This is a genomic window from Devosia sp. LC5 (assembly GCF_000735585.1).
Classification (GTDB): Bacteria; Pseudomonadota; Alphaproteobacteria; order Rhizobiales; family Devosiaceae; genus Devosia.
In genome coordinates this window covers 96,088-116,891 of the sequence record NZ_JNNO01000003.1, presented here as the reverse complement: position 1 = coordinate 116,891, position 20,804 = coordinate 96,088, and the positions used below count along the sequence as shown (strand labels likewise).

General features: G+C 62.5%; 19 protein-coding genes. 6 read left to right on the top strand and 13 right to left on the bottom strand.

The annotated features are described in order from the left end of the window. From FF80_RS02850 to mbhE, 3 genes are read right to left on the bottom strand one after another with little or no spacing between them, the layout of a single operon-like run. Positions 1–378: a Na+/H+ antiporter subunit C gene (locus tag FF80_RS02850; protein ID WP_035097379.1), complete on the bottom strand. Its 378-nt coding sequence runs from the start codon at positions 376–378 to the stop codon at positions 1–3. Beyond that, the gene (locus FF80_RS02845; protein WP_035097378.1) at positions 378–797 is read right to left on the bottom strand and encodes a Na+/H+ antiporter subunit B; all 420 of its coding nucleotides are present in this window, start codon (positions 795–797) and stop codon (positions 378–380) included. Before FF80_RS02845 ends, FF80_RS02850 begins: the two co-directional genes overlap by 1 nt. After that, the gene (gene mbhE / locus FF80_RS02840) at positions 794–3,166 is read right to left on the bottom strand and encodes a hydrogen gas-evolving membrane-bound hydrogenase subunit E (RefSeq protein ID WP_244445689.1); all 2,373 of its coding nucleotides are present in this window, start codon (positions 3,164–3,166) and stop codon (positions 794–796) included. The genes FF80_RS02845 and mbhE overlap by 4 nt, the downstream gene beginning before the upstream one ends. A gap of 210 nt (positions 3,167–3,376) precedes the next feature. On the opposite strand from mbhE, the gene FF80_RS02835 reads away from it, so the two are divergent. The 3 genes from FF80_RS02835 (at position 3,377) to FF80_RS02825 (ending at position 6,858) form a co-directional block, all read left to right on the top strand. Further along, on the top strand, positions 3,377–5,473 hold the full coding sequence (locus FF80_RS02835) for a S9 family peptidase (protein WP_035097377.1): 2,097 nt from the start codon (positions 3,377–3,379) through the stop codon (positions 5,471–5,473). Between the two features lie 81 nt (positions 5,474–5,554). Further along, positions 5,555–6,160 carry a superoxide dismutase gene (locus FF80_RS02830; RefSeq protein ID WP_035097376.1) on the top strand — a complete coding sequence of 202 codons (606 nt, stop codon included), beginning with the start codon at positions 5,555–5,557 and terminating at the stop codon, positions 6,158–6,160. 152 nt (positions 6,161–6,312) lie between these two features. After that, positions 6,313–6,858 (top strand): response regulator, encoded by a 546-nt coding sequence (locus FF80_RS02825; RefSeq protein ID WP_035097375.1) that lies wholly within the window; start codon positions 6,313–6,315, stop codon positions 6,856–6,858. A 170-nt stretch (positions 6,859–7,028) separates the two neighbouring features. Here FF80_RS02825 and FF80_RS02820 read toward each other — a convergent pair whose 3' ends face one another. Both FF80_RS02820 and FF80_RS02815 read right to left on the bottom strand, forming a co-directional pair. Continuing rightward, positions 7,029–7,586 (bottom strand): hypothetical protein, encoded by a 558-nt coding sequence (locus FF80_RS02820; RefSeq protein ID WP_152558236.1) that lies wholly within the window; start codon positions 7,584–7,586, stop codon positions 7,029–7,031. Next, complete coding sequence (locus tag FF80_RS02815) at positions 7,586–9,073, bottom strand: helicase HerA-like domain-containing protein (RefSeq protein WP_035097372.1); 1,488 nt, start codon at positions 9,071–9,073, stop codon at positions 7,586–7,588. Before FF80_RS02815 ends, FF80_RS02820 begins: the two co-directional genes overlap by 1 nt. A gap of 145 nt (positions 9,074–9,218) precedes the next feature. Here FF80_RS02815 and FF80_RS02810 point away from each other — a divergent pair, with 145 nt between their 5' ends. Further along, entirely contained in the window at positions 9,219–10,571 is a 1,353-nt protein-coding gene (locus FF80_RS02810) for a TIGR03808 family TAT-translocated repetitive protein (RefSeq protein WP_035097371.1), read from the top strand. Here FF80_RS02810 and FF80_RS02805 read toward each other — a convergent pair. The 3 genes from FF80_RS02805 to FF80_RS02795 all read right to left on the bottom strand — a co-directional run bounded on the left by FF80_RS02805 (position 10,568) and on the right by FF80_RS02795 (position 13,139). Continuing rightward, entirely contained in the window at positions 10,568–11,602 is a 1,035-nt protein-coding gene (locus tag FF80_RS02805; RefSeq protein ID WP_244445688.1) for a nucleotidyltransferase domain-containing protein, read from the bottom strand. The genes FF80_RS02810 and FF80_RS02805 overlap by 4 nt on opposite strands. A 104-nt stretch (positions 11,603–11,706) precedes the next feature. Continuing rightward, entirely contained in the window at positions 11,707–12,705 is a 999-nt protein-coding gene (locus FF80_RS02800; protein WP_035097370.1) for an asparaginase, read from the bottom strand. 95 nt (positions 12,706–12,800) lie between these two features. Further along, a complete protein-coding gene (locus FF80_RS02795; protein WP_152558235.1) occupies positions 12,801–13,139 on the bottom strand; it encodes a hypothetical protein in 339 nt (112 codons plus the stop codon). A gap of 169 nt (positions 13,140–13,308) precedes the next feature. On the opposite strand from FF80_RS02795, the gene FF80_RS02790 reads away from it, so the two are divergent. Beyond that, complete coding sequence (locus FF80_RS02790; protein ID WP_035097367.1) at positions 13,309–14,166, top strand: NAD(P)-dependent oxidoreductase; 858 nt, start codon at positions 13,309–13,311, stop codon at positions 14,164–14,166. Positions 14,167–14,178: 12 nt separating this feature from the next. Further along, on the top strand, positions 14,179–14,721 hold the full coding sequence (locus FF80_RS02785) for an AAA family ATPase (RefSeq protein WP_035097365.1): 543 nt from the start codon (positions 14,179–14,181) through the stop codon (positions 14,719–14,721). A 73-nt stretch (positions 14,722–14,794) separates the two neighbouring features. Here FF80_RS02785 and FF80_RS02780 read toward each other — a convergent pair whose 3' ends face one another. The 5 genes from FF80_RS02780 to FF80_RS02760 all read right to left on the bottom strand — a co-directional run bounded on the left by FF80_RS02780 (position 14,795) and on the right by FF80_RS02760 (position 20,787). Next, positions 14,795–16,456, bottom strand: coding sequence for a urocanate hydratase (locus tag FF80_RS02780; protein WP_035097364.1), 1,662 nt, complete (start codon positions 16,454–16,456; stop codon positions 14,795–14,797). A gap of 168 nt (positions 16,457–16,624) precedes the next feature. Continuing rightward, on the bottom strand, positions 16,625–16,957 hold the full coding sequence (locus FF80_RS02775) for a TfoX/Sxy family protein (RefSeq protein ID WP_035097362.1): 333 nt from the start codon (positions 16,955–16,957) through the stop codon (positions 16,625–16,627). A 3-nt stretch (positions 16,958–16,960) separates the two neighbouring features. Beyond that, positions 16,961–18,052, bottom strand: coding sequence for a DUF917 domain-containing protein (locus FF80_RS02770; RefSeq protein WP_035097361.1), 1,092 nt, complete (start codon positions 18,050–18,052; stop codon positions 16,961–16,963). Continuing rightward, on the bottom strand, positions 18,033–19,304 hold the full coding sequence (locus FF80_RS02765; protein ID WP_035097360.1) for a Zn-dependent hydrolase: 1,272 nt from the start codon (positions 19,302–19,304) through the stop codon (positions 18,033–18,035). Before FF80_RS02765 ends, FF80_RS02770 begins: the two co-directional genes overlap by 20 nt. 130 nt (positions 19,305–19,434) lie before the next feature. Further along, complete coding sequence (locus FF80_RS02760; protein ID WP_035097359.1) at positions 19,435–20,787, bottom strand: amidohydrolase family protein; 1,353 nt, start codon at positions 20,785–20,787, stop codon at positions 19,435–19,437. Positions 20,788–20,804 lie beyond the last annotated feature (17 nt).

Here is a 20,804-nt window from a genome sequence, read left to right as displayed (position 1 = left end):
TCAATAACTCAGCGGCGGACGCGGCGCGTCTTCGGGTTCGGCCAGCCGCATCGTGTCGGTATTGTCCGCATCGAGTTCCTGATAGGCGCGATAGGCCAGCACCAGCAAAAAGCTGAACATGGCAAAGCCGATAACGATGGCGGTCAGGATCAGCGCCTGTGGCAGCGGATTGGCAATCGGCCCGGCTGGTTGATCGAGCCCTGCCGGCACGATGGGCGCCACTTCCCGCGTCAGCCGCCCAGCAGTGAAGATCAGCAGGTTCACGCCATTGCCGAAAATCGTCACGCCCAGCAGCATGCGGATGATCGAGCGCGACAGCAACAGGTAGACGCCCAGCGCGATGAACAGGCCAACGAGAACGGCAAGCGCATAATCCATCAGCTTTCCTCCCCGCTTTGCAGGGCTAGCGCGATCGAGGTGATGGTGCCGAGCACCACGAAATAGACCCCGATGTCAAAGATCATCGGCGTCGAAAGCGGCACGCTTGTCTCCCCCAGATCGAGGTAGAGCCAGATGCTGGTCATGAAGGGCGAGCCGGTAAAAACCGAGGCCAGCCCCGACAGGGCCGCCGCGAATACCCCTGCCCCCGCCAGCGCCAACGGATCGACCCACAGCGCCTTGCGCGCGGTCTCGACGCCCGCCGCCATGCCCCAGATTGCCAGGGCGGAGGCCGCGATCAACCCGCCGATAAAGCCACCGCCCGGCTCGTTGTGGCCGCGCAGGCAGACATAGACCGAGAACATCAGCATGATCGCCACTATGAGCGGTGCAATGGTGCGAAAAATTATCGTGCTCATGATGTCGCCTTCTGCGCCCGCGAGGGCTTGGCCGGCGCAGCTTTCTTGCGCCGCAATAGCGCCAGGATGGCGATGCCCGCTCCCATCACCACCGAGATTTCGCCCAGCGTATCAAAGCCGCGATAGTCGACCAGGATCACATTGACGATATTGGCGCCATGCGCGACGGGCACGCTGGTCGCGGTGAAGAAATCGCTCAGCTTGGTGTCGAGTGTACCTGACAGCACTACCATCAGCGCCAGAGATACACCGGCCCCGCAGACCAGCGCCAAAGTGCCGTCCCGCAGCAAATCCTCAAACGGCCGGTGATCGCGCTCGTCGAGGCGCAGCCTCGTCATCACCAGCGCCAGAATCACCACCGAGAGCACCTCGACCATGAATTGGGTAAAGGCCAGATCGGGCGCCCCGAATAGCAGGAAGATCAGCGCCACCGCCGTCCCCTGAATACCCAGGGAGACAATGGCCACCAGCCGATTGTCCGCCACCAGCACCGCTACGAGCCCGACGACTGCCAGCAGTGCTACCGCCCATTCATAGAGTTGCAGATCGGGCCAGGCCAGCCGCGCCGACCAATCCCCCAGATCGGAGAGCGGCAACAACGCATCAATGCCACCAAGCGCCAGCAGCGGCAGGACCAGAGCCAGCGCCAGCATGGCAAACACCGTCACCAGATAGAGCTCGAGCCGTCCATGATGCAGCGCCCGCGTCACGGCCCCGGCAAAGCGGATCAGGCCGAACATGACCGCGTCAAACACCTGATCCGCCGTCCACAACAGGCTACCGACCCGCCGCAGCAGCGTGCGGATCGTCGCCGCTTGCTGATAGGCCAACACGGCCAAGCCCCAGGTCAGAACCGACAGCCATAGCGCAATGCTCGCCGGGTTGATCATCAACGTCAGATGGCTCGGCACGGGTGCGCCCATGATCGCCGACGCCCCCGGCTCCAGCACCGAATGAGCCAACCAGTCAGTCATCACCGCCGCGACAATTCCAGCCGCGCCCAACACCAGCGGCCCGGCCAGCATGGCAATCGGGGCTTCATGCGCCGATTTGGGCGTCGTCACTTCCGCCCCAAGGAACGGCTTGATCGCCACCAGCAAGCCCACCGCACCCAAAAGCGCATTGCCCGCCACCAGCACGGCAAGCGCGAAAATATCCTGCCACGGCCCGTCGCTCAGCCCGGCATACATTTCCTCCTTGGCGAAAAAGCCCAGAGTAAATGGCAGGCCGAACATGGAAAGCGCCGCCAAAGCCGCGCCGATAAAGGTCAGCGGCATCCGATCGGCCAGCCCGCCAAGCGCGGTGATGTCGCGCGTGCCGGTCTCATGGTCGATAGCGCCCACCACCATGAAGAGTGCCGCCTTATAGAAAGCATGCGCCACGAAATAGACGATCACCGCTGCCGTCGCGGTCTCGCTGCCCAGCCCGATCAGCATCACCAATAGCCCCAGCGACGCGATCGTGGTTTGCGCCAGCATCTGCTTGAGATCGGTCTGGCGCAGTGCCCCCAGAGCCCCCCAAAGCAGCGTCGCCCCGCCAAACACCAGCAGGATCCCGCTCCACGCCGCGGTCCCGCCCAGCGAAGGCGACAATCGCGCCAGCAGATAGACGCCGGCCTGCACCATGGTCGCTGAATGCAGGAACGCCGACACCGGGGTTGGCGCCTCCATGGCATTGGGCAGCCAGAAATGGAACGGCACCTGCGCCGATTTGGTGAAGGCGGCAATGAGGAAACAGGCCAGTACGAGCCCATAAAGCGGCTCACCCGCCAGGCTCCCCAGCGCCGAGATTTCCCAGCTGCCCGAAAGCTGCCGCACCAGAATGGCGCCGACCAGCAGCGCCATGCCGCCAACATTGGTGATCACCAGCGCCTGGATTGCCGCCCGCCGCGCCGCCTGCCGGCTGTGATCGAAGCCGATCAATAGGAACGAGGTGACCGAGGTCAGCTCCCAAAAGGCAAACAAAGCCAGCATGCTATCGGCCAGCACCAGCCCCAGCATGGCCCCCATAAAGGCCAGCATGAACCCCATGAACCGCCCCAGATGCGGGTGGCCCTTCAGATAGGCCGGCGCATATAGCACGATCAGCGCACCGACACCCGAAATGGTCAGCGCAAAGGTCAGGCTCAGCCCATCGATCAGAAACGACAGCTTGAGCCCGTAGGCGGGCACCCAGTCGATTGCCGTCGCGACGATTTGCCCATCAGCAACCGGCCCGATGAATTGCAGCAAAAACACGAAAATGGCAGCAGGCACCAAAGCAAGCAGCCAGCCGGCAAGGGGAGCAGAAAAGCGTTGCACCAGCGGCGCCAGCAGGGCTGCAATAAATGGCGCTATCGCCACCAGCGCTATGCCCGCGTTCAATTCCAAGCCCCGGCCCTCCGCACGATTCTATCTTTGGCAATGCCCAGCCAGACCTTAACGAATGAGTCGGGCCCCACAAGCTAAACCGGTTCACCGGACTCCGACTTCTGGGGAAAGCGGGGCCCCTCGCAATCGCCGCAATCACCCCTACATCTCCCCCTACCCGCCAGCGTCACAATTCATTAGTCTCCGCCCGCCTTCCAATCGGACCTGCCAATGACCAAGATCACGCCGCCCGTCGCCGCCAAGAAGCCCCACTTGGTGACCCATCACAATGATCGCCGCGACGACCCCTATCACTGGCTGCGGGCGCTCAACTGGCAGGAAGTGATGCAGAAGCCCGAGACGCTGGACTCCGAAATCCGCGCCTACCTGGACGCTGAAAACAGCTTCTACGAGAGCGAATTCGGCAAGCCGACCGCCGCGCTGCAGGAGGTGATCTACAAGGAAATCCGCGGCCGCATCAAAGAAGATGACAGCGGCATGGCCTCCCCTGACGGCCCCTTCGCCTATAATTCGCGCATGCTCGAGGGCAAGCAATATCCGCTGATCGTGCGCACGCCCCGCGATGGCGGCGAAGAAACCATTCTGCTCGATTGCAGTGTGGAAGCCGGGGACGGCTATTTCGGTTTTGCCGGCGCCGAGCATGATCACTCGCACCGCTATCTCGCGTGGGCTGCCGACCGCGCTGGTTCGGAATATTATGACATCGTCATCCGCGATCTCGATACCGGGGTGGACAGCGCCGAGATCATCAAGGAAACCGCAGGCTCCTATGTCTGGACCAATGATTCCAGCGCGCTCTACTACACCGAATATGACGACAACCACCGCCCCTACCGCGTGCGCCTCCACACAATCGGCACCGACCAGGCCAATGACCCGATCATCTTCGAGGAAAAAGACCCCGGCTTTTTCGTCGGCGTCGGCCGCACGCAGTCGGACAAGTTCATCGTCATCGATGCCCATGATCACCAGACCAGCGAATGCTGGCTGATCGACGCCGAACTGGGCGGGGAACCACGCCTCGTCGCCCCGCGCCTCACTGACCGGGAATATGATCTCGAAGAGCGCGATGGCCTGCTGTACATCCGTACCAATGCCGCTGGTGCCGAAGACTTCAAGGTCGCCATCGCGCCCGTCGACAATCCCGGCGCCGAGAACTGGACCGATCTCATCCCCCATGAACAGGGTGTGCTGATCCTCGACACGATCGTGATCAAGAACCATTTGCTGCGCCTCGAGCGCCACGAAGGCCTGCCGCGCATCGTCGTGCGCGACCTGCGCAGCGACAAGGAAGAGACCGTCAAATTCGACGAGGAGGCCTATTCGCTAGGCATGTCGGTCGGCTACGAATTCGACACTTCGGTGTTCCGCCTCACCTATGCCTCGCCCACCACGCCGTCGCGCACCTTCGATGTGGATCTGGAAACCGGCACCCGTACCCTGCTCAAGGAGCAGGAAGTGCCCTCCGGCCATAACCCAGATGATTACGAAACCCGCCGCCTCTTCGCCACGGCGCCCGATGGCGAGCAGGTGCCGGTTACCGTGCTCTATCGCAAGGGCACCAGGCTCGATGGCTCGGCCCCCGCCTTGCTCTACGGCTATGGCGCCTATGGCATGTCCATGCCGTCATCCTTCTCGATTTCGGCGCTGTCGCTAGTCGATCGCGGCTTTATCCACGCCACCGCCCACATCCGCGGCGGCATGGAAAAGGGTTATCGCTGGTATGTCGGCGGCCGCCGCGAAAACAAGACCAATACCTTCACCGATTTCATCGCCTCGGCCGAAATGCTGATCGAAAAGGGCTATACTTCCAAGGGCCGCATCGTCGCCCAGGGCGGTTCGGCCGGCGGCATGCTGATGGGTGCCATTGCAAACCTGCGGCCAGATCTGTGGGGCGGCATTCTCGCTCAGGTGCCGTTTGTCGATGTGCTCAATACCATGCTCGACGAAACCCTGCCGCTCACCCCGCCCGAATGGCCCGAATGGGGCAATCCGCTGGCTTCGGCGGCCGATTACGCCCGCATCGCCGCCTATGCGCCCTATGAACAGGTCGCCGCCCACGACTATCCGCCGATTTTTGCACTGGCGGGCCTGACTGATCCGCGGGTCACTTATTGGGAGCCCGCCAAATGGGTGGCGAAGCTGCGCGCAACCAAGACGGGCAATGCCCCATTATACCTCAAGACCAATATGGGCGCCGGTCATGGCGGCGCTTCTGGTCGCTTCGACCGTCTCAAGGAAACCGCCGAGTGCTATGCTTTTGCGCTGAACGCGGTTGGATTGGAAGGCAGTTTCCCTGCCAACTGATTGTTGTGGCGTCATAATCGGCTTATACAACTCGCGAACCTACCTCAGCGTCTAATCCCTCAAAAGAAAACGGAGGCCTTCATGTCCACCAAGTTTACTCTGCCGCCCCTGCCCTATGCCTATGATGCACTGGGCCCCTACATGTCGGCCGAAACGCTTGAGTTCCACCACGACAAGCACCATCAGGCCTATGTCACCAATGGTGAAAAGCTGCTTGAAGGCTCGGGTCTCGAAATCCTGCCGCTCGAGGACATCGTCAAGGAGGCCTATGGCAAGAATGCCGGCCTGTTCAACAATGCCGGCCAGCATTACAACCACGTGCATTTCTGGAACTGGATGAAGCCCAATGGCGGCGGCAACAAGCTGCCGGGCGCTCTCGCAGCCAAGATCGACGAAGACCTGGGCGGCTTTGACAAGTTCCGCGCCGATTTCATCGCCGCCGGCACCACCCAGTTCGGCTCCGGCTGGGCATGGCTGGCGCTGAAGAACGGCAAGCTCGAAGTCACCAAGACCCCGAATGGCGAAAGCCCGCTGGTCCATGGTGGCCACCCGCTGCTGGGCGTCGATGTGTGGGAGCACTCCTATTACATCGACTACCGCAATGCCCGCCCGAAATATCTCGAGGCCTGGTTCGACAACCTGGTCAATTGGGAACATGTCGAGCTGATGTTCGAAGAAGCCAAGTAAGGCTCTTCGCAGCCAAAGCCCGCCCGCGCACCGCGCCGGCGGGCTTTTTCATGCCTGTGGATTTCCCCCTACGAATTATCCCATTTTGGAACCGGCCCCTACCGTTCCACGTTGCCGCATGTTAACGGATTGTTAACTTTGGGGTTTACTGCGTGACCGAGCCGGTAAAAGTCGTCGCCATCATCGCTGCGAATACTGCGCTCTCCTCGCTGCTGGGCATGGTCGTCGCCGGCGACACGCGCCTCAAGGTCCGCCAATTCGACAGTGAGGCAGCTCTGCTCGCCTATATGCATCTGGCGCCGGTCGATATCCTGGTCTGCGATTTCGACCGCGAAGGCCGCCCGGCCTATGAAATGGTCGAGGCCATCCGGCTCAACACCGCCTTGGTGTCCCGCGACGTGCCCGTCATCGCGCTGACCCGCACCATCACCCCACCCATGCGCCACCAGGCCATCAGCGCCGGCATTGACGAAGTCATCATCAAGCCGATGTCGCCGCGCCATTTGTTGCAACGCGTGCAATCGCGCCTGCGCAATCGCAGCGTCGTAGGCATCCTGGGCGGCTATCGTGGCCCCGACCGGCGCAACCGCATCGCCACCGTCGTGCCCCGCCCGGTACCAACCCGCCGCTCCACCGACAACGTCATCCCCCTCTTCCCCGATCGCCGCAAACCCCAGCATCCGGGACTTGAGGGCTGAGGCCGCTCTTCCGCGTGGACCGAACTTCATGGCCAAACCACAATGTCATCCCCGCGAAGGCGGGGACCTCTGTTTGCTTTCTTGGCTTCGAAAAACAGAGGTTCCCGCTTTCGCGGGAATGACACCGTGGATGGACAAAAGGGAAGAGTCCTCAGGGCGGATGAGCGCCCCTACCGCTCCACCAGCCGGCTCACCCGGCTCCACAAATCCTCAACCGAATCGGCGAACTGCACCACCCGGTCATGCCCCGGCAGCCCTGGCGACAGCACATCGGCCGCATAGCCGCGCATCACCTCATAGGCCTTGTGCCGGTTGAGCATCACCACCGGGCAGTTCCGCCCCAGCGCACGCGCCGCCGTCCATACGCCGAACAGGTTCGATACCGAGGCCAGCGAGCCCGGAAGCGCGACCAGCGCATCCGCCAATTGCGCGACCCGCCCGATGCGTTCGGCCGGCTCGGCGATCACCTCCATCGCCACCCCGGTCAAGGCCGATGGCAAGACGATGCTGGCATCGGCAATCAACTGCACCGTTCCGCCCGCCGCGCGGGCCGCCGTGATCAGCGGCACCGGGATGACGCCTTTTTCGACCAGGCAAATAATGCGCGCGCCCCGCCGGGCGAAATAGGTGCCCGTCTGGCTCATCAGGCTGGCGCGTTCAGCATCGCCCGGCCCCTTGTCCGAGGCAAAAACCGCCAGAACCGGCGCGGCAGCAATATCGTTCATCATCAGCGGCCGCGCTTGAGGCCGCCGAGAATGCCGCGCACCAGCGCGTTCCCCAGTCGATTGGCAACGGTGCGCGCCAGCGAATTCATCGCTGCCTCGGCCGGCGTTTGTCGTGTCGTCGCGCGGCGGGTCCTGGGCTCCTGATAGGTGCGCTCCACCTTGGCCCGCTCGTCCTCGGCCTGCTGGCGCTCTTCGGCCAATTGCTTGTCCCGTGCCTTTGCGGCCAGCACTTCAAAAGCAGAGTCGCGGTCGATCACCGTGTCGTAAAGCCCGGCCACCGGCGAATTGGCGATGATCGCGCGGCGCTCCTCAGGCAGCAGCGGCCCCACCTGCGCCGAAGGCGGCCGGATCAGCGTGCGCCCCACCATGGAGGGTACGCCCTTGGCCTCAAGCACCGACACCAGCGCCTCGCCAATACCCAATTGCGTGATGACTTCGGCCGTCGAAAAATCGGGGTTGGGCCGGAACGTGTCGGCCGCCACGCGCACCGCCTTCTGCTCGCGCGGCGTATAGGCGCGCAAGGCGTGCTGCACACGATTGGACAATTGCGCCAGCACCGTCTCGGGAATGTCGACCGGGTTCTGCGTCACGAAATAAACGCCGACGCCCTTGGAGCGCACCAGGCGCACCACCTGCTCCACCTTGTCGACCAGCACCTTTGGCGCGTCGTCAAACAGCAGATGCGCCTCGTCGAAAAAGAACACCAGTTTGGGCTTGTCCGGGTCGCCCACTTCGGGCAATTCCTCAAACAATTCCGACAGCATCCATAGCAGGAACGTGGCGTAGAGGCGGGGCGCGCGCATCAATTCGTCGGCCGCCAGGATCGAGATGAAGCCCTTCCCGTCGCGGTCGGTGCGCATCAAATCGGCAATATCGAGCGCTCGCTCGCCGAAGAAATTTTCCGCGCCCTGCTGCTCCAGCACCAATAGCGAGCGCTGGATGGCGCCGATCGAGGCGGTCGAGACATTGCCGTAGCGCGTCGAGATTTCCTTGGCCCGCTCCTGCAAATCGACAAGCAGGGCCCGCAAATCCTTCAGATCGAGCAGCAAGAGCCCTTCATCGTCAGCCACCTTGAAGGCGATGTTGAGCACGCCTTCCTGGGTGTCGTTCAGCTCCAGCATGCGGCTGAGCAGCAGCGCGCCCATTTCCGAAATGGTGGCGCGGATCGGATGCCCCTGCCGGCCGAACAGGTCCCAGAAAATCACCGGGAAAATATCATCCTTGAAGTCGGTAAAGCCGATGAGTTCGGCCCGCTCGGTCTGCCAGCCTTGCGCCTTGCCCATTTTGCCGACGCCGGAGAGATCGCCCTTGATGTCGGCGGCAAATACCGGCACGCCCGCTGCCGAAAACCCCTCGGCCATCACCTGCAGCGTTACCGTCTTGCCGGTGCCGGTCGCGCCGGTCACCAGGCCATGCCGGTTGCCGTATTTGAGCGCCAGATATTCGGGATGCGTGCTTTGGCCGAGGTAAATCTTGTCGTCGAGCAGCATATCGCATCCCCTTCATGTTGCTCAACCTTATAGCCGCCCGCCCTGCACGCGGACAAGCCAAAGGGCCGATAATCATAACTGGGGAAACGCTTCGCGCTTGCAGGAGCCCTCCTGTACCTTGAGCGGGCTCAGTGGAGGATAACGCATGGCCGGGATTTCATTGTTCAACCGCCGTCAGGCACTGGCCGGCATCGGCATAGCGAGCCTTGCAGCCACCGCAGCCCGCGCCGCCACTCCTCTTAATGCCGAAGATTTCGGTGTCATCGCCGCTTTGCCGGATGACCAGAGCAAGGCCATGCAGGCCGCGCTTGATGCCGCCGCCGCGCAGGGCGCTACATTGGTCCTGCCCGCCGGCGCGATTTTTGTGCGCGACCTGCAATTGCCCGGCCAGATCAGCATTGAAGGCGTGCCGGGGGCAACCCTGCTCACGGCCTGGAATGGCGGCCGGATCGCTCAGGCCCGCAATGTGTCAAACCTGGTGCTGCGCCATATCGGCTTTGATGCCCGCAATGCCGGCACAATCGAAGGCGACGCGCTGCTCGACATCACCGGCAGCCTTGCCGTCACCCTCGAGCGCTGCAGCTTTGCGAACAGTCCCGCCAGCGCGCTGCGCATCACCGATTCGGGCGTCACCGTCACCAATTGCAATTTCGCCCGCCATGCCGATGCCGCCATCCATGCCATGGACAGCCGCGGCCTGCTGATCACCGGCAATTCCATCAGCGATTGCGGCAATGCCGGCATCCGCATCTGGCGCAGCGCCTCTGGCGCCGATGGCTCCATCATCACCGGCAACCGCATCGCCAGGGTGGACTGGCGCGGTGGCGGCAATGGCCAGAATGGCAATGGCATCAATGTGTTCCGGGCCGACGAGGTGATCGTGGCGGATAATCACATCGCCGATTGCGCCTTCTCCGCCATCCGCCTCAACGCCACCAATAACAGCCAGGTCTCGGGCAATATGTGCCTGCACTCGGGCGAGGTTGCCATCTTCTCCGAGTTCGAATTCTCCGGCTCGATCATCGCCAGCAATATCGTCGATGGCGCCGCCGCCGGCATTTCCATGACCAATCTGGATAGCGGGGGCCAATTGGCCGTGTGCAGCGGCAATATCGTGCGCAACATCACCCCGCTCTCGCTGGTCAATCCCGACACCCGCCCCTATGGCATCGCCGCCCAGGCCGACGCCGCCGTCACCGGCAATACCGTCCAGAACGTGCCTGGCGTTGCCATTTCTGCCGGCTATGGTCCCTTCCTGCGCAATGTGATGATTTCGGGCAATGTGGTGTCCACCAGCAATATCGGCATCGCTGTGAGTGTTGTCGACGGCGCCGGCCCGGTCCACATCGCCAACAACATGATCTACGACGCCCGCGACCACACCGTCGTCGGCATGGCCTGGCGCGAAATCGTCGAACCCGACCTCATCACCAATGCCGGCCGTTTCGCCAATGTCACGGTGGGCAATGTGAGCGTGGGGAATTCGCCGCGAAGCTAGGCCGTACCAAAAATGGCTATGGCGTCGTCCACGACAGCCTTGGGCAACATACGCAGCGCGTCGGCCTGCACCGGCAGATGCGGTAGATACTTTGCAACAATCGTCCCAATAACTTCCGCCTGTTCGGCATCACGGCGTTTTTTGATGGGGTCGCGGTCCACGCGCAGGGAAACCCAGCGTTTGTGTATGGCCCAGACCCGCGGGTCAGCTGCGATAATTCGAACCGGATAGCCTCGCTCATCGATGGCCATCGCCTCAAAGGACGGCGCATTTTCGAGCCAAACCAGTCCCTCGATTTCAGACGCCGTCAGATCGTCCGGCGTCTCGGAGATACTGTCGCGATCCTTTTTCCACGGCGGATTGCGCATGGGCTTGATCAGATCCACCAGATAACCATCAGCGTTTTGGGCACGGTAGGATTGCCTGGTTCGTGCAAAACTCTTGTCGATATTGTTCAGCACCTGCAGCAGTGATTGCTCCGATATCTCATCGGAAACGACAAGGCGTAGGCCCCTGCGGCTGTCAAATAGCAGGTCAATATCCCCGGTCATCGTGATGCTGGCATCGACCATGACACCGGCCGACACCTCATAGGCATAAATGGCATTGGTACCGACTACGCGGATACCGGCGCCCAGCGCTCCCGCGTCATCCAAAGCCCGTATAATTCGGGCGCTGGTCAGGGGTACACGGCCAAGCAATACTGCCCTATTGATCGCAGCCTGCCGGTCCATGACCGAGTCAATGATCTTGAATCTTGCTTTGGCCTCTTCCCGCCCCCGCTCGAACTCTGCCTTCAGCGTTTCAGTGGCCTCGGATCGAACGCCCAGGCTTTTCTGTTTCCGCGCGCCCGATTTTTCGTAGTAACTGCGCATGAGATAGTCGGCACCTTTTTTGGTCTGCCAAACCATCGACCCGCGCGTTGCCAGCAATCGCTTACTGGCATCCTGCCATGCCATGAACCGCTGTTGCGTGTTAACGAGCTCACGCCGCTGATCGTTATTCAGTTCCTGTAGTGCTGGCAGTTCCAACAGTTTTCTCGATATGCACAGTTAAGTGTTGGAACCACATTACCCAAGAGCACGACAGGTTCCAACACAAATCAGATGAAACCACAAAAACTGTTGGAACACCCCTAAACCAACGTCCGCAACACCCCAACGTCGGCCCCGCGCACGCTTTTGATCACCTGTCCGGCAAACTTCTCCAGCACCGCGCGCTCCTCCGCATCCGGCCCGGCAAATTTCAGCAGCAGCCCCGCCAGCATGGCCTGCGACGCCGCCGGATTGCCGTCATCACACTTGATGGCATAGCCCCAGCCCTTGTCACGAATGGCGCCGCATTGCACCCCTTCGGCCCCGATCTTCTGCATCACGCGGCCCTTGAATGCCGCCATGATCAGCGTATCGGCATGCCCCGTCCCAGCCACCAGATGCGGATGCGCCGTCGCCGCATCGAATAGGCGCCGCGCCGCCAGGCCAAGTTCGGGCGATAGCCCCTCCCCCGTCGCCATGCGCGCAAAACCATGGGCAAAAGCGCGTAGCGGCGCCGCAAAAGTGGGGATGGAACAGCCATCCGTGCCGCACTTATCCTCGGTCAGTTCTTCCCCGATCACCGCCTCGACCGCCGCTCGCACCGCCTTCTGCACGGCATGCTCGCGCCCGACATAGCCGGCGGTCGGCACCCCCATGGCCAAAGCCACGCTCAGCATGCCTGAATGCTTGCCCGAGCAATTATTGTGCAGCGCACTAGGCTCAGATCCCTTGGCCCGCAAAGCATCGCGCGCTGCCGGATTGGTCGGTGCATGTGCACCGCATTCCAGATCAGCAACGGAAAGCCCGATCCGGCTCAATAGCCCGCTGGCCGTCGCCACATGGTCATCCTCGCCATGATGGGACGCGCAGGCCAGCGCCAGTTCTTCCTCGCTATGGTGGAATTTTTTCTCGGCATGGCGCGCAAAGATCGGCAGCGCCTGCATGGATTTGATAGCCGAGCGCGGAAAGATCGCCCGCTCGATATCGCCGGCCGAGGCAATGACTTTGCCATTGGCATCGACGATCGCATAAGCGCCGCGGAACCGGTTCTCGACCCAGTTACCACGCACGGTCTCGGCAAGAATGGGATTAGCGTCCATCAAAAAAACTCCGGTCCAGGCTGTTCTCAGAACAGCGCAGGACCGGAAAAGTCAACAGAGCATGGGATGGAGGCAGGCACGAAAACTTTGGAAAATCAGATGTCCCAGTCGTGGACCACGGTGAGGAATTTCGAATTCACCCAGCCGCGCGTGTCCTGGGAATCGACCAGGCACCAATCGGCGCCAGCCTTGGCCTTGATGCAGCGCTCCACCCAGACATGGCTGCCGGGCTCAAAAGCGCCGACCTGCTGGGAATAGGAAGCGGGCCATTTGCGCACATTGAGCTGATCCCAATGGGCCACGCCGCTTACCTTGGCCAATTGATCGACCTGGTAGCCGGCCGCCATGGCAGGCTGCACGGCAAAGGCGCCCGCTGCGGTGATCACCAGGCCACAGAGTGCGGCGACCAAAACCTTTTCCTGATTCCTGTTCATCTCTCGTCGTCCCTCGACAGAATTGTCTTGTTGTCGAGGACTATGCCGCCACCGGCTTGAACCGCGTCTGAGTCAGCCATTCAGAAAGTGTTCATCTTGGCGGCGCAGGCGCGGCATGCCAGACTTGGCGGCAACAAAGATTGGCGGCAACAAAAGAGGAGAGCAATCAATGACCAAGGTTCTGGTAACCGGCGGCAGCGGCAAATTAGGCCGCGCCGTGCTGCGCGATCTGGTGGCGCATGGCTACGAGGTGCTCAATATCGACCAGCAGGCGCTGTCCGAGCCGATCTGCCCCACCGTGCGGATCGACCTCACCAATTTCGGCGAAGTCGCCGCCGCGATTCTGGGCGGGGTAGACGAGCGCAAGGGGCCCTTCGACGCGGTCGTGCATCTGGCCGCGATTCCCGCGCCGGGCCTGGCCGCCAATGCCCGCACCTTCGCCAACAACGTCACCACCAGCTATAATGTGTTCGAAGCCTGCCGCCTGGCCGGCATCAAGAACGTGGTCTTTGCCTCCAGCGAAACCGTGCTGGGCCTGCCCTTCGACAATCCCCCGCCCTATGCGCCGGTCGACGAGGAATATTTCCCGCGCCCGGAAAGCGCCTATTCGCTGGGCAAGCTGCTCGACGAAACCATGGCCGCCCAATATTGCCGCTGGGATCCGTCCCTGCGCATGGTGGGCCTGCGCTTCTCCAACGTCATGTATCCGGAAGACTACAAAGCCTTCCCCAAATTCGACGCCGATCCGCGCAGCCGCAAATGGAACCTATGGGGCTATATCGACGCCCGCGACGGCGCCCAGGCCGTCCGCCGCTCCATCCAGGCCGATTTCACCGGCTTTGAAGCCTTCATCATCGCCAATGCCGACACGGTGATGAGCCGCTCCAACATATCGCTCCTGGCCGAAGTGTTCCCCAATGTGGAGCAAAAGGGCAATATCGCCACCAACAGCACCTTGCTCAGCATCGAAAAGGCCAAGCGGCTGCTGGGCTATTCCCCGCAGTTCAGTTGGCGGAACGAGGTGTGAGGCGATCACGCCATGATCATCGTCCTGAACGGGTATCCGGGCGTAGGAAAGCTCACTATCGGCCGGGAACTCATTGCGATGATTTCCGGCCGGCTGCTCGACATTCACAGTGTCTACAACGTCTCCTTCGCCCTTACCGAGTTCAAATCGCCAGAATTCATGGCGACGGTCGAGAGGATCGAAGCCATCGCGCATGACCTGATCCTGGCACTGCCACCGGAAGTCCCGGTCGTACTCACAACAGTACTCGCCGGCAGCAGCGATTGGGGCAACGCGGAATGGCAGCGGATCGTGCGGCTTGGTCACGAGCGGCCGCCACTGCTCGTCGTTCACGTTCACTGCGATCTAGACGAGAACATCCGCCGCATTGAGGCCGAGGGGCGGGATGCAAAGCGAAAGCCACGCGATGCGGACATGGCTCGCCGAAACCATTCTGGGGCCCAGCCCCTGGCAGGGATGGACGAGGTCAACCTGCTGCGGCTCGACGTAACAGGCCTGTCCGCCACTGAGGCGGCCGCCGAAATCGCCACCTGGGCCCAAAAAGCCAGAGCTTGAGCACGCCTCCCTCCCCACCCACCGCCCCCTTCTCCCCTCGTGGGAGAAGGTGCCGAAGGGCGGATGAGGGGGCCTACCCCACCGCAATATGCCCAATCCCCTTCTCCGCAATCTCGGCAAAGCTCTCCTCATACCCCGCATCGGCATAGCGCATCACGCCCAGCGCGGTGTCATTGGTCAGCGCATGCTCCAGCCGCTCATCGCCGGCCGACGTGCCATCGGCCACCACGGTCACCCCCGCCGAGGTCATATACCCCGCGTAACCCCCGCCGCCCGAATGCACCACGACCAGATCGGCCATGGACGAGCACAACAGCATCGCGTCGAGCAGCGGCCAATCAGCGATAGCATCGGAGCCATCCTTCATCCGCTCGGTCATGATATTGGGATGCGCCATCGCCCCGGCGTCGAGATGATCCCGGCTGAACGCCACCGGCCCCGCCAGCGTGCCATCCCCCACCATGGCATTGACCGCCCGGGCCAAAGCCGTCCGCTCGCCATGTCCCAGCCAGGCAATCCGCGCCGGCAGCCCCTCGAACGGCACGTGCTGGCGCGCCAGCGCGATCCAATTGGTCACGATTCTGTTGTCGGGAAACATCGCGAGCAGCTTGTCGTCGATCTTGGCGATATCCTTGGGATCGCCCGACAGCGCCATCCAGCGGAATGGCCCGATGGCCCGCGCAAATAGCGGCCGCAGGTAAGCCTCGGTAAAAATCTTGATATCGAAGGCATTCTCCACCCCGCCCGCCTTGGCATGAGTGCGGACCAGATTGCCATTGTCGAACACTTCGGACCCCGCGGCCTGGAACGCCAGCATGGCCCGCACATGATCGACAATCGAGGCCCGGCTCGCCGCCATCAGCTGCCCCGGCCCCTCCACCCGCAGCCGCCTGACCTCCTCCAACGACATGCCCTTGGGCACATAGCCATAGACCAGGTCATGCGCCGAGGTCTGATCCGTCACGATATCGGGCACGATGCCCCGCCTGTTGATTTCGGGGTAAATCTCGGCCGCATTGCCGACCAGCCCGATCGAAGTCGCCCGCTTCTCCGCCACCGCCTTGTCGATCATCGCCAGCGCCGTATCCAGATCCGGCGCGATCTCTTCGAGATAGCCAATCGCCTGCCGCTTCCGCGCCCGCTCGGCATCGATATCCACGCAGAGAATGGCCGCTCCCGCCATGCGCCCGGCCAATGGCTGCGCCCCGCCCATGCCGCCCAGCCCTGCCGTCAGGATGAATCTTCCGGCCAGATCGCCGCCGAAACGGTTCTCGGCAATGCGCATGAAAATCTCATAGGTGCCCTGGATGACGCCCTGGCTGCCGATATATTGCCAGCCCCCCGCCGTCAGCCCGCCCCAGCAGATCAGCCCCTTCTTTTCCAGCTCATAAAACACCTCGGCCTTGGCCCATTGCCCCACAATGTTGCAATTGGCCATGATCACCAGCGGCGCCTTGGCATGGGTTTTCAAGAGCCCGATCGGCTTGCCCGATTGAATAATTAGCGTCTGGTCCTCGTCCATCCGCAACAGCGTTTCGACAATCGCCTTATGGCTCGCCCAATTGCGCGCCGCCTTGCCGAGCGCCGCATAAACCACCAGCTCGTCGGGGTTCTCCCCCACGCTCAGCACATTCTCGAGCAGCCGCAGCAACGCCTCCTGCCGCCACCCCTTGGCGCGCAGTTCGGGGCCGCCGGGAATGGGGAAATTGGGATGGCGGGGATTGGGTGTGGGCATTTCAAGACCTCAAACTTGCTTTCAAAATACCGTGGGGACCACGCCATTTGTCATCCCCCACAGTGTCATTCCCGCGAAAGCGGGAACCCCTGTTTACTGTTCCGGGCCTCGCAAAACGGAGGTTCCCGCTTTCGCGGGAATGACACCGCGCATGATGGGCCATCGCCATCAGAATTTCGGCGGCAGCGTCCGCACAAACGTCACTGCCGCCTCCAGCAATCGCCGCCGCAAATCATCATCCGCGCAACTATCGAGCCCCGCCCGCACCCAGCCGCTCATCTGCCGGCCAGACATGATCATCGGCGCGACATCGTCCAGTTCCAGCGCCCATCCATCATTGTCCTTGCCCAGCCGCACCATCAGCCCCACATCGCGCGCGCCGCACAGCAGGTGCCCATCGAGCAACCAGGCCAGCCCGCCAAACATCGGCTTTTCGCTCAGGCCCGGCCGGTCGCCCAAATCCTCGCGCACCAATTCTTCAAGCCCCGGATCGCGTGGCATGGCTCAGCCCTTGGCCCCGTCAAGCGCATAGCGCGCCAGCTCGATCCCCATGGCCTTCTCGACCGATGGATAGACCGTGGGGTCAAGCACGGATGAACTGAGCGGAATGACCTTCTTGGGCACATGCAGCACGAAAATCTGCATGCCTTCCTGCAATTGCCCCACGCTGAGCGGTTCGCCCTCGGGGGAGAGCGTCGTGATCACATCGGGGAAAGTGGCGATGCGCCCGCCGTCGCGCCCATCCACCGCCATATATTCGTTCATCACATGCAGTACCGAGCCATTCGATAGCGTTACCGCGCCGATATCGAAGGCCTCCTTGGTGTAGAGAACCGCCTTTCTGATGATCTTGCCCTCGACCAGAATAGTGCCGCCAGTGGTCTTGGCGATGGTGTCGATCACCGCTTTGCCGCCCTTGCCTTCGGCCGCGATGATCGCCTCGCCCAGTTTCAGCGCCAGCGAAATGCCGCCCAAGGCCGCGTGCTTTTTCACATAGCTGGCCCGCACCGGGTTACGGCACGAAGCGATAAACCCGCCCGACATGTCAGAGGCCGTGCGCAAAATGGGCGACACCTTGGCCGTCGCACCCTTCACTACAAGTTCGATATAGCGGTTCTCGCTGCGATTGCCGCCCACCGCCGTCTGGATCATCGGCTCGGGCGAACCGGCGAGGCCAATACTGCCCATATCCCCGGTCGGATGCGCTCGCACATCGCCCACCGCATCGACCACTTTGGTGCCCAGCACGGCCGAAGGTAGCCAGCCATTCAGCGTCGAGGATTTGCCATTCTGTCCGATCATCAACCCGCTGAGCTTTTCCCCCAGCGCGTCCTGCAGCATGGACACCGCCTTGATGTAATCCACCCCCTGCATTTCCCATGGCGTGGTGGATGCCGGCGCGCCGATTGCCGCCGCCGTCGCCACCCAGTCATTGGCATCCAGCTCGTGAATGCTCACCAGTTCGGGCTTGCCGACGCTGACCGCCGCATAGCCCAGCATACGGCCATGATCGGCCCAGCCGCCACCGCCGGCCGCATAGACAGAGCCGCCCTTTACGGCCGCCTCGACGTCTTTTTCAGTCAGAATCCGGCCCATTACCTGTCTCCTGCAATTGCGCGTCGAGCGCGATCACGGCGTCCAGCAGCACTTGGGCGCCAAGCGCGATGTCTTCCGTCGTGGCGAACTCGTCCGGCGCATGACTGCGGCCATCCTTGCACGGCACGAAAATCATCGCCGCCTTGGTAATCCGCGCCATCCACGCCGTGTCATGCCCCGCCCCCGACGCCATCCGCCGATACCGCGCGCCGGCACTTTCGCAGGCGGCATCCAGCACAGTCAGCAGATCAGGATCGCAAGGCGTCGGTTGATTGTCCGACACAATGCGCAGCGCCTCGACGGTCACACCGGTCTTTTCGGCAATCCCCGCCACGCCCTTGCCCAGTTCATCAATGAACCGCTCCATATCGTCGCGCAATTCGGCCCGCGCATCAATCAGCATCCGCACCCGCGCCGGCACCACATTGGCTGCATTGGGTGTCATCTCGAATTCGCCCACCGTAGCGGCAAAATGCGCATCGCCCGCCGCCAGCGCCTTGCCCAGTTCCTCAACCCCCAGCGCAATCCAGGCCGCCGTGGTCAGTGCGTCCTTGCGAGCGGACATCGGCGTCGTTCCGGCATGGTCAGCCCTCCCCTCAACGCTAATCTCGATCCGCGTAATCCCGGCAATCGCCGTCACCACGCCCACATCGAGCTGCTCGTTCTGCAGCACCGGCCCCTGTTCGATATGCAGTTCCAGAAACGCCTTGATATCGTCGCGCTGTGCCAGCGCATGTGGCACACCGCCCACCTGCGCGATGGTCCGCTCCAGCGTCACCCCGTCATGCATGCGCGCCAGCCATTCGGCCGGCCGCGTGCCGCTCATGCCCCGGCTGCCTATGCAGGACACGCCGAAAACCGAGACCTCCTCCGCCAGGAAATCCACCACTTCAAGCGTATGATCGAGTACCACGCCCCGGTCCCGCAGCGCCCGCGCCACTTCGAGCGCCGCCACCACCCCGGCAATGCCGTCGAACCGCCCGCCATCGGGCACGGTATCGGAATGGCTGCCGATCATGATCGAGCCCAGTTCCGGGCGTTTCCCCGGCACCACGCCCACAAGGTTCCCCGCATGGTCGACCTGGCTCACCGCCCCGGCCCCCTGCATGGCCTGTTCCAGCCATGCCCGCCCCTCCAGAAACATCGGCGTAAACGCCCGCCGCGTCCAAGGGCGATCGGGCTCGGTGATGGCGGCAAGGGCATCGATATCGGCCGCGATCCGGTCGGCACGGATGGGGGAATTGGGGATCATGAGAAGTGCCCCTCGCTTGCGAAGGGTAATCGCAAATGCCCCTTCTCACCTCGCCCCTCAGGGGAGAGGTCGGCGCGCAGCGCCGGGTGAGGGGACGATGGAGCCAAAACCTGAGCTGACTGGGCAGCCATCAGTTCACCCCCGGCCGCACAAACCGTCCGACCCCAGGCTCAGCCACCGTCACCCCATCAAACACCTGCCGCCCGCGCAGATAGGTCAGCCCCACCGTCCACGGCAGCTCGATGCCATTATACGGCGACCAGCCCACCACATTGTGCCCGCTCTCGGCCGCATCATAAATCTTGGGCCGGTCAAACAGCACCGCGATATCGGCATCCTTGCCCGCGCTCAGCGCGCCCTTGCTGCCCAGCCGGAAATGCCGCGCCGGGTTCTCCGCCATCAACTTCGCCACCCAGGTCAGTGAAATATCGCGCTTCAATGCGCCCTTGACGAACAGCGGCACCATCACTTCCAATCCCGGTACGCCCGAGGCATTGGCCAGCATGTCCGGATTGGTCTTGCGGTTTTCCGACCAGCTCACATGGTCGGTCGAGACCAGCGTGACATTGCCTGCCCGCACATGCTCCCAGAGCTTTTCCACCTCTGCCCGCGGGCGGATCGGGGGATTGATCTTGGCCTTGCCGCCCAGCCGGGCAACGTCATGCTCCTCGTCCAGCGTCAGGTAATGAATGCAGCACTCAATGGTGGCATCGAACCCCTGGTCGCGATAACTGCGCGCAATCTCATAGCCCCGGCCCAGCGAGCAATGCACCACATGCGCCGGGCATCCGGTCTGCGCCCCGGTCTCATAAATCTGCAGCGAGGCCAGCAATTCGGTCAGCGGCGGCCGGCTCAAGCCATGGGCACGATAATCGGTAATGCCCAGCGCCTTGACCTTGGCCATGGCCGCGCGCACCGCCTCGTCATCCTCATTATGCACACCCGCCGTCAGCCCGGTCGGCGCGATGACAGCAAAGCATTCTTCGAGCAATGCGGGCGGAATGCGCGGAAACCGCACCGGGTCAGTGCCAAAAGTCGAAAACTTGAACGCGGCCACCCCCGCCTCGACCTGCTCGGCAATCCGGCTGGTGCCCTCTTCCGGCCTGATCGTGCCATAGAGCGCAAAATCCACCCGCGCCTGTGGGCTGGCATGCGCCACCTTGCTGCGCACCGCCTCGGCCGAACTGACCAGATTGCCCTCGTCATAGGGCATGTCGACAATGGTGGTCACCCCGCCCGCCGCCGCCGAACGCGTCGACCAGATGAAATCTTCCTGGTCCTTCTGGCTCAGGGAATGGGTCTGTGCGTCGATCGCCCCCGGCAGGATCAGCGCCTTGCCCAGCTCATGCCGCTCATGCGCCGATGGCGCCACACCCTCTCCCACATGCACGATTTTCCCATCGCGCACCGCCACATAGCCATTCTCGATGATGGTGGTGGGCAGCACGACCGTGCCGGACAGAACGAGATCGAAATCGGACATTTTTGCTACGCCTTCAA

Coding starts and splice junctions, on each gene's coding strand:
- FF80_RS02790 (WP_035097367.1), top strand. CDS start 13,309: ATGACCAAGGTTCTGGTAACCGGCGGCAGCGGCAAATTAGGCCGCGCC.
- FF80_RS02785 (WP_035097365.1), top strand. CDS start 14,179: ATGATCATCGTCCTGAACGGGTATCCGGGCGTAGGAAAGCTCACTATC.
- FF80_RS02810 (WP_035097371.1), top strand. CDS start 9,219: ATGGCCGGGATTTCATTGTTCAACCGCCGTCAGGCACTGGCCGGCATC.
- FF80_RS02850 (WP_035097379.1), bottom strand. CDS start 378: ATGGATTATGCGCTTGCCGTTCTCGTTGGCCTGTTCATCGCGCTGGGC.
- FF80_RS02775 (WP_035097362.1), bottom strand. CDS start 16,957: ATGCCACGCGATCCGGGGCTTGAAGAATTGGTGCGCGAGGATTTGGGC.
- FF80_RS02765 (WP_035097360.1), bottom strand. CDS start 19,304: ATGATCCCCAATTCCCCCATCCGTGCCGACCGGATCGCGGCCGATATC.
- FF80_RS02780 (WP_035097364.1), bottom strand. CDS start 16,456: ATGCCCACACCCAATCCCCGCCATCCCAATTTCCCCATTCCCGGCGGC.
- FF80_RS02815 (WP_035097372.1), bottom strand. CDS start 9,073: ATGCTGCTCGACGACAAGATTTACCTCGGCCAAAGCACGCATCCCGAA.
- FF80_RS02760 (WP_035097359.1), bottom strand. CDS start 20,787: ATGTCCGATTTCGATCTCGTTCTGTCCGGCACGGTCGTGCTGCCCACC.
- FF80_RS02845 (WP_035097378.1), bottom strand. CDS start 797: ATGAGCACGATAATTTTTCGCACCATTGCACCGCTCATAGTGGCGATC.
- FF80_RS02800 (WP_035097370.1), bottom strand. CDS start 12,705: ATGGACGCTAATCCCATTCTTGCCGAGACCGTGCGTGGTAACTGGGTC.
- FF80_RS02795 (WP_152558235.1), bottom strand. CDS start 13,139: ATGAACAGGAATCAGGAAAAGGTTTTGGTCGCCGCACTCTGTGGCCTG.
- FF80_RS02820 (WP_152558236.1), bottom strand. CDS start 7,586: ATGATGAACGATATTGCTGCCGCGCCGGTTCTGGCGGTTTTTGCCTCG.
- FF80_RS02770 (WP_035097361.1), bottom strand. CDS start 18,052: ATGGGCCGGATTCTGACTGAAAAAGACGTCGAGGCGGCCGTAAAGGGC.
- FF80_RS02830 (WP_035097376.1), top strand. CDS start 5,555: ATGTCCACCAAGTTTACTCTGCCGCCCCTGCCCTATGCCTATGATGCA.
- FF80_RS02835 (WP_035097377.1), top strand. CDS start 3,377: ATGACCAAGATCACGCCGCCCGTCGCCGCCAAGAAGCCCCACTTGGTG.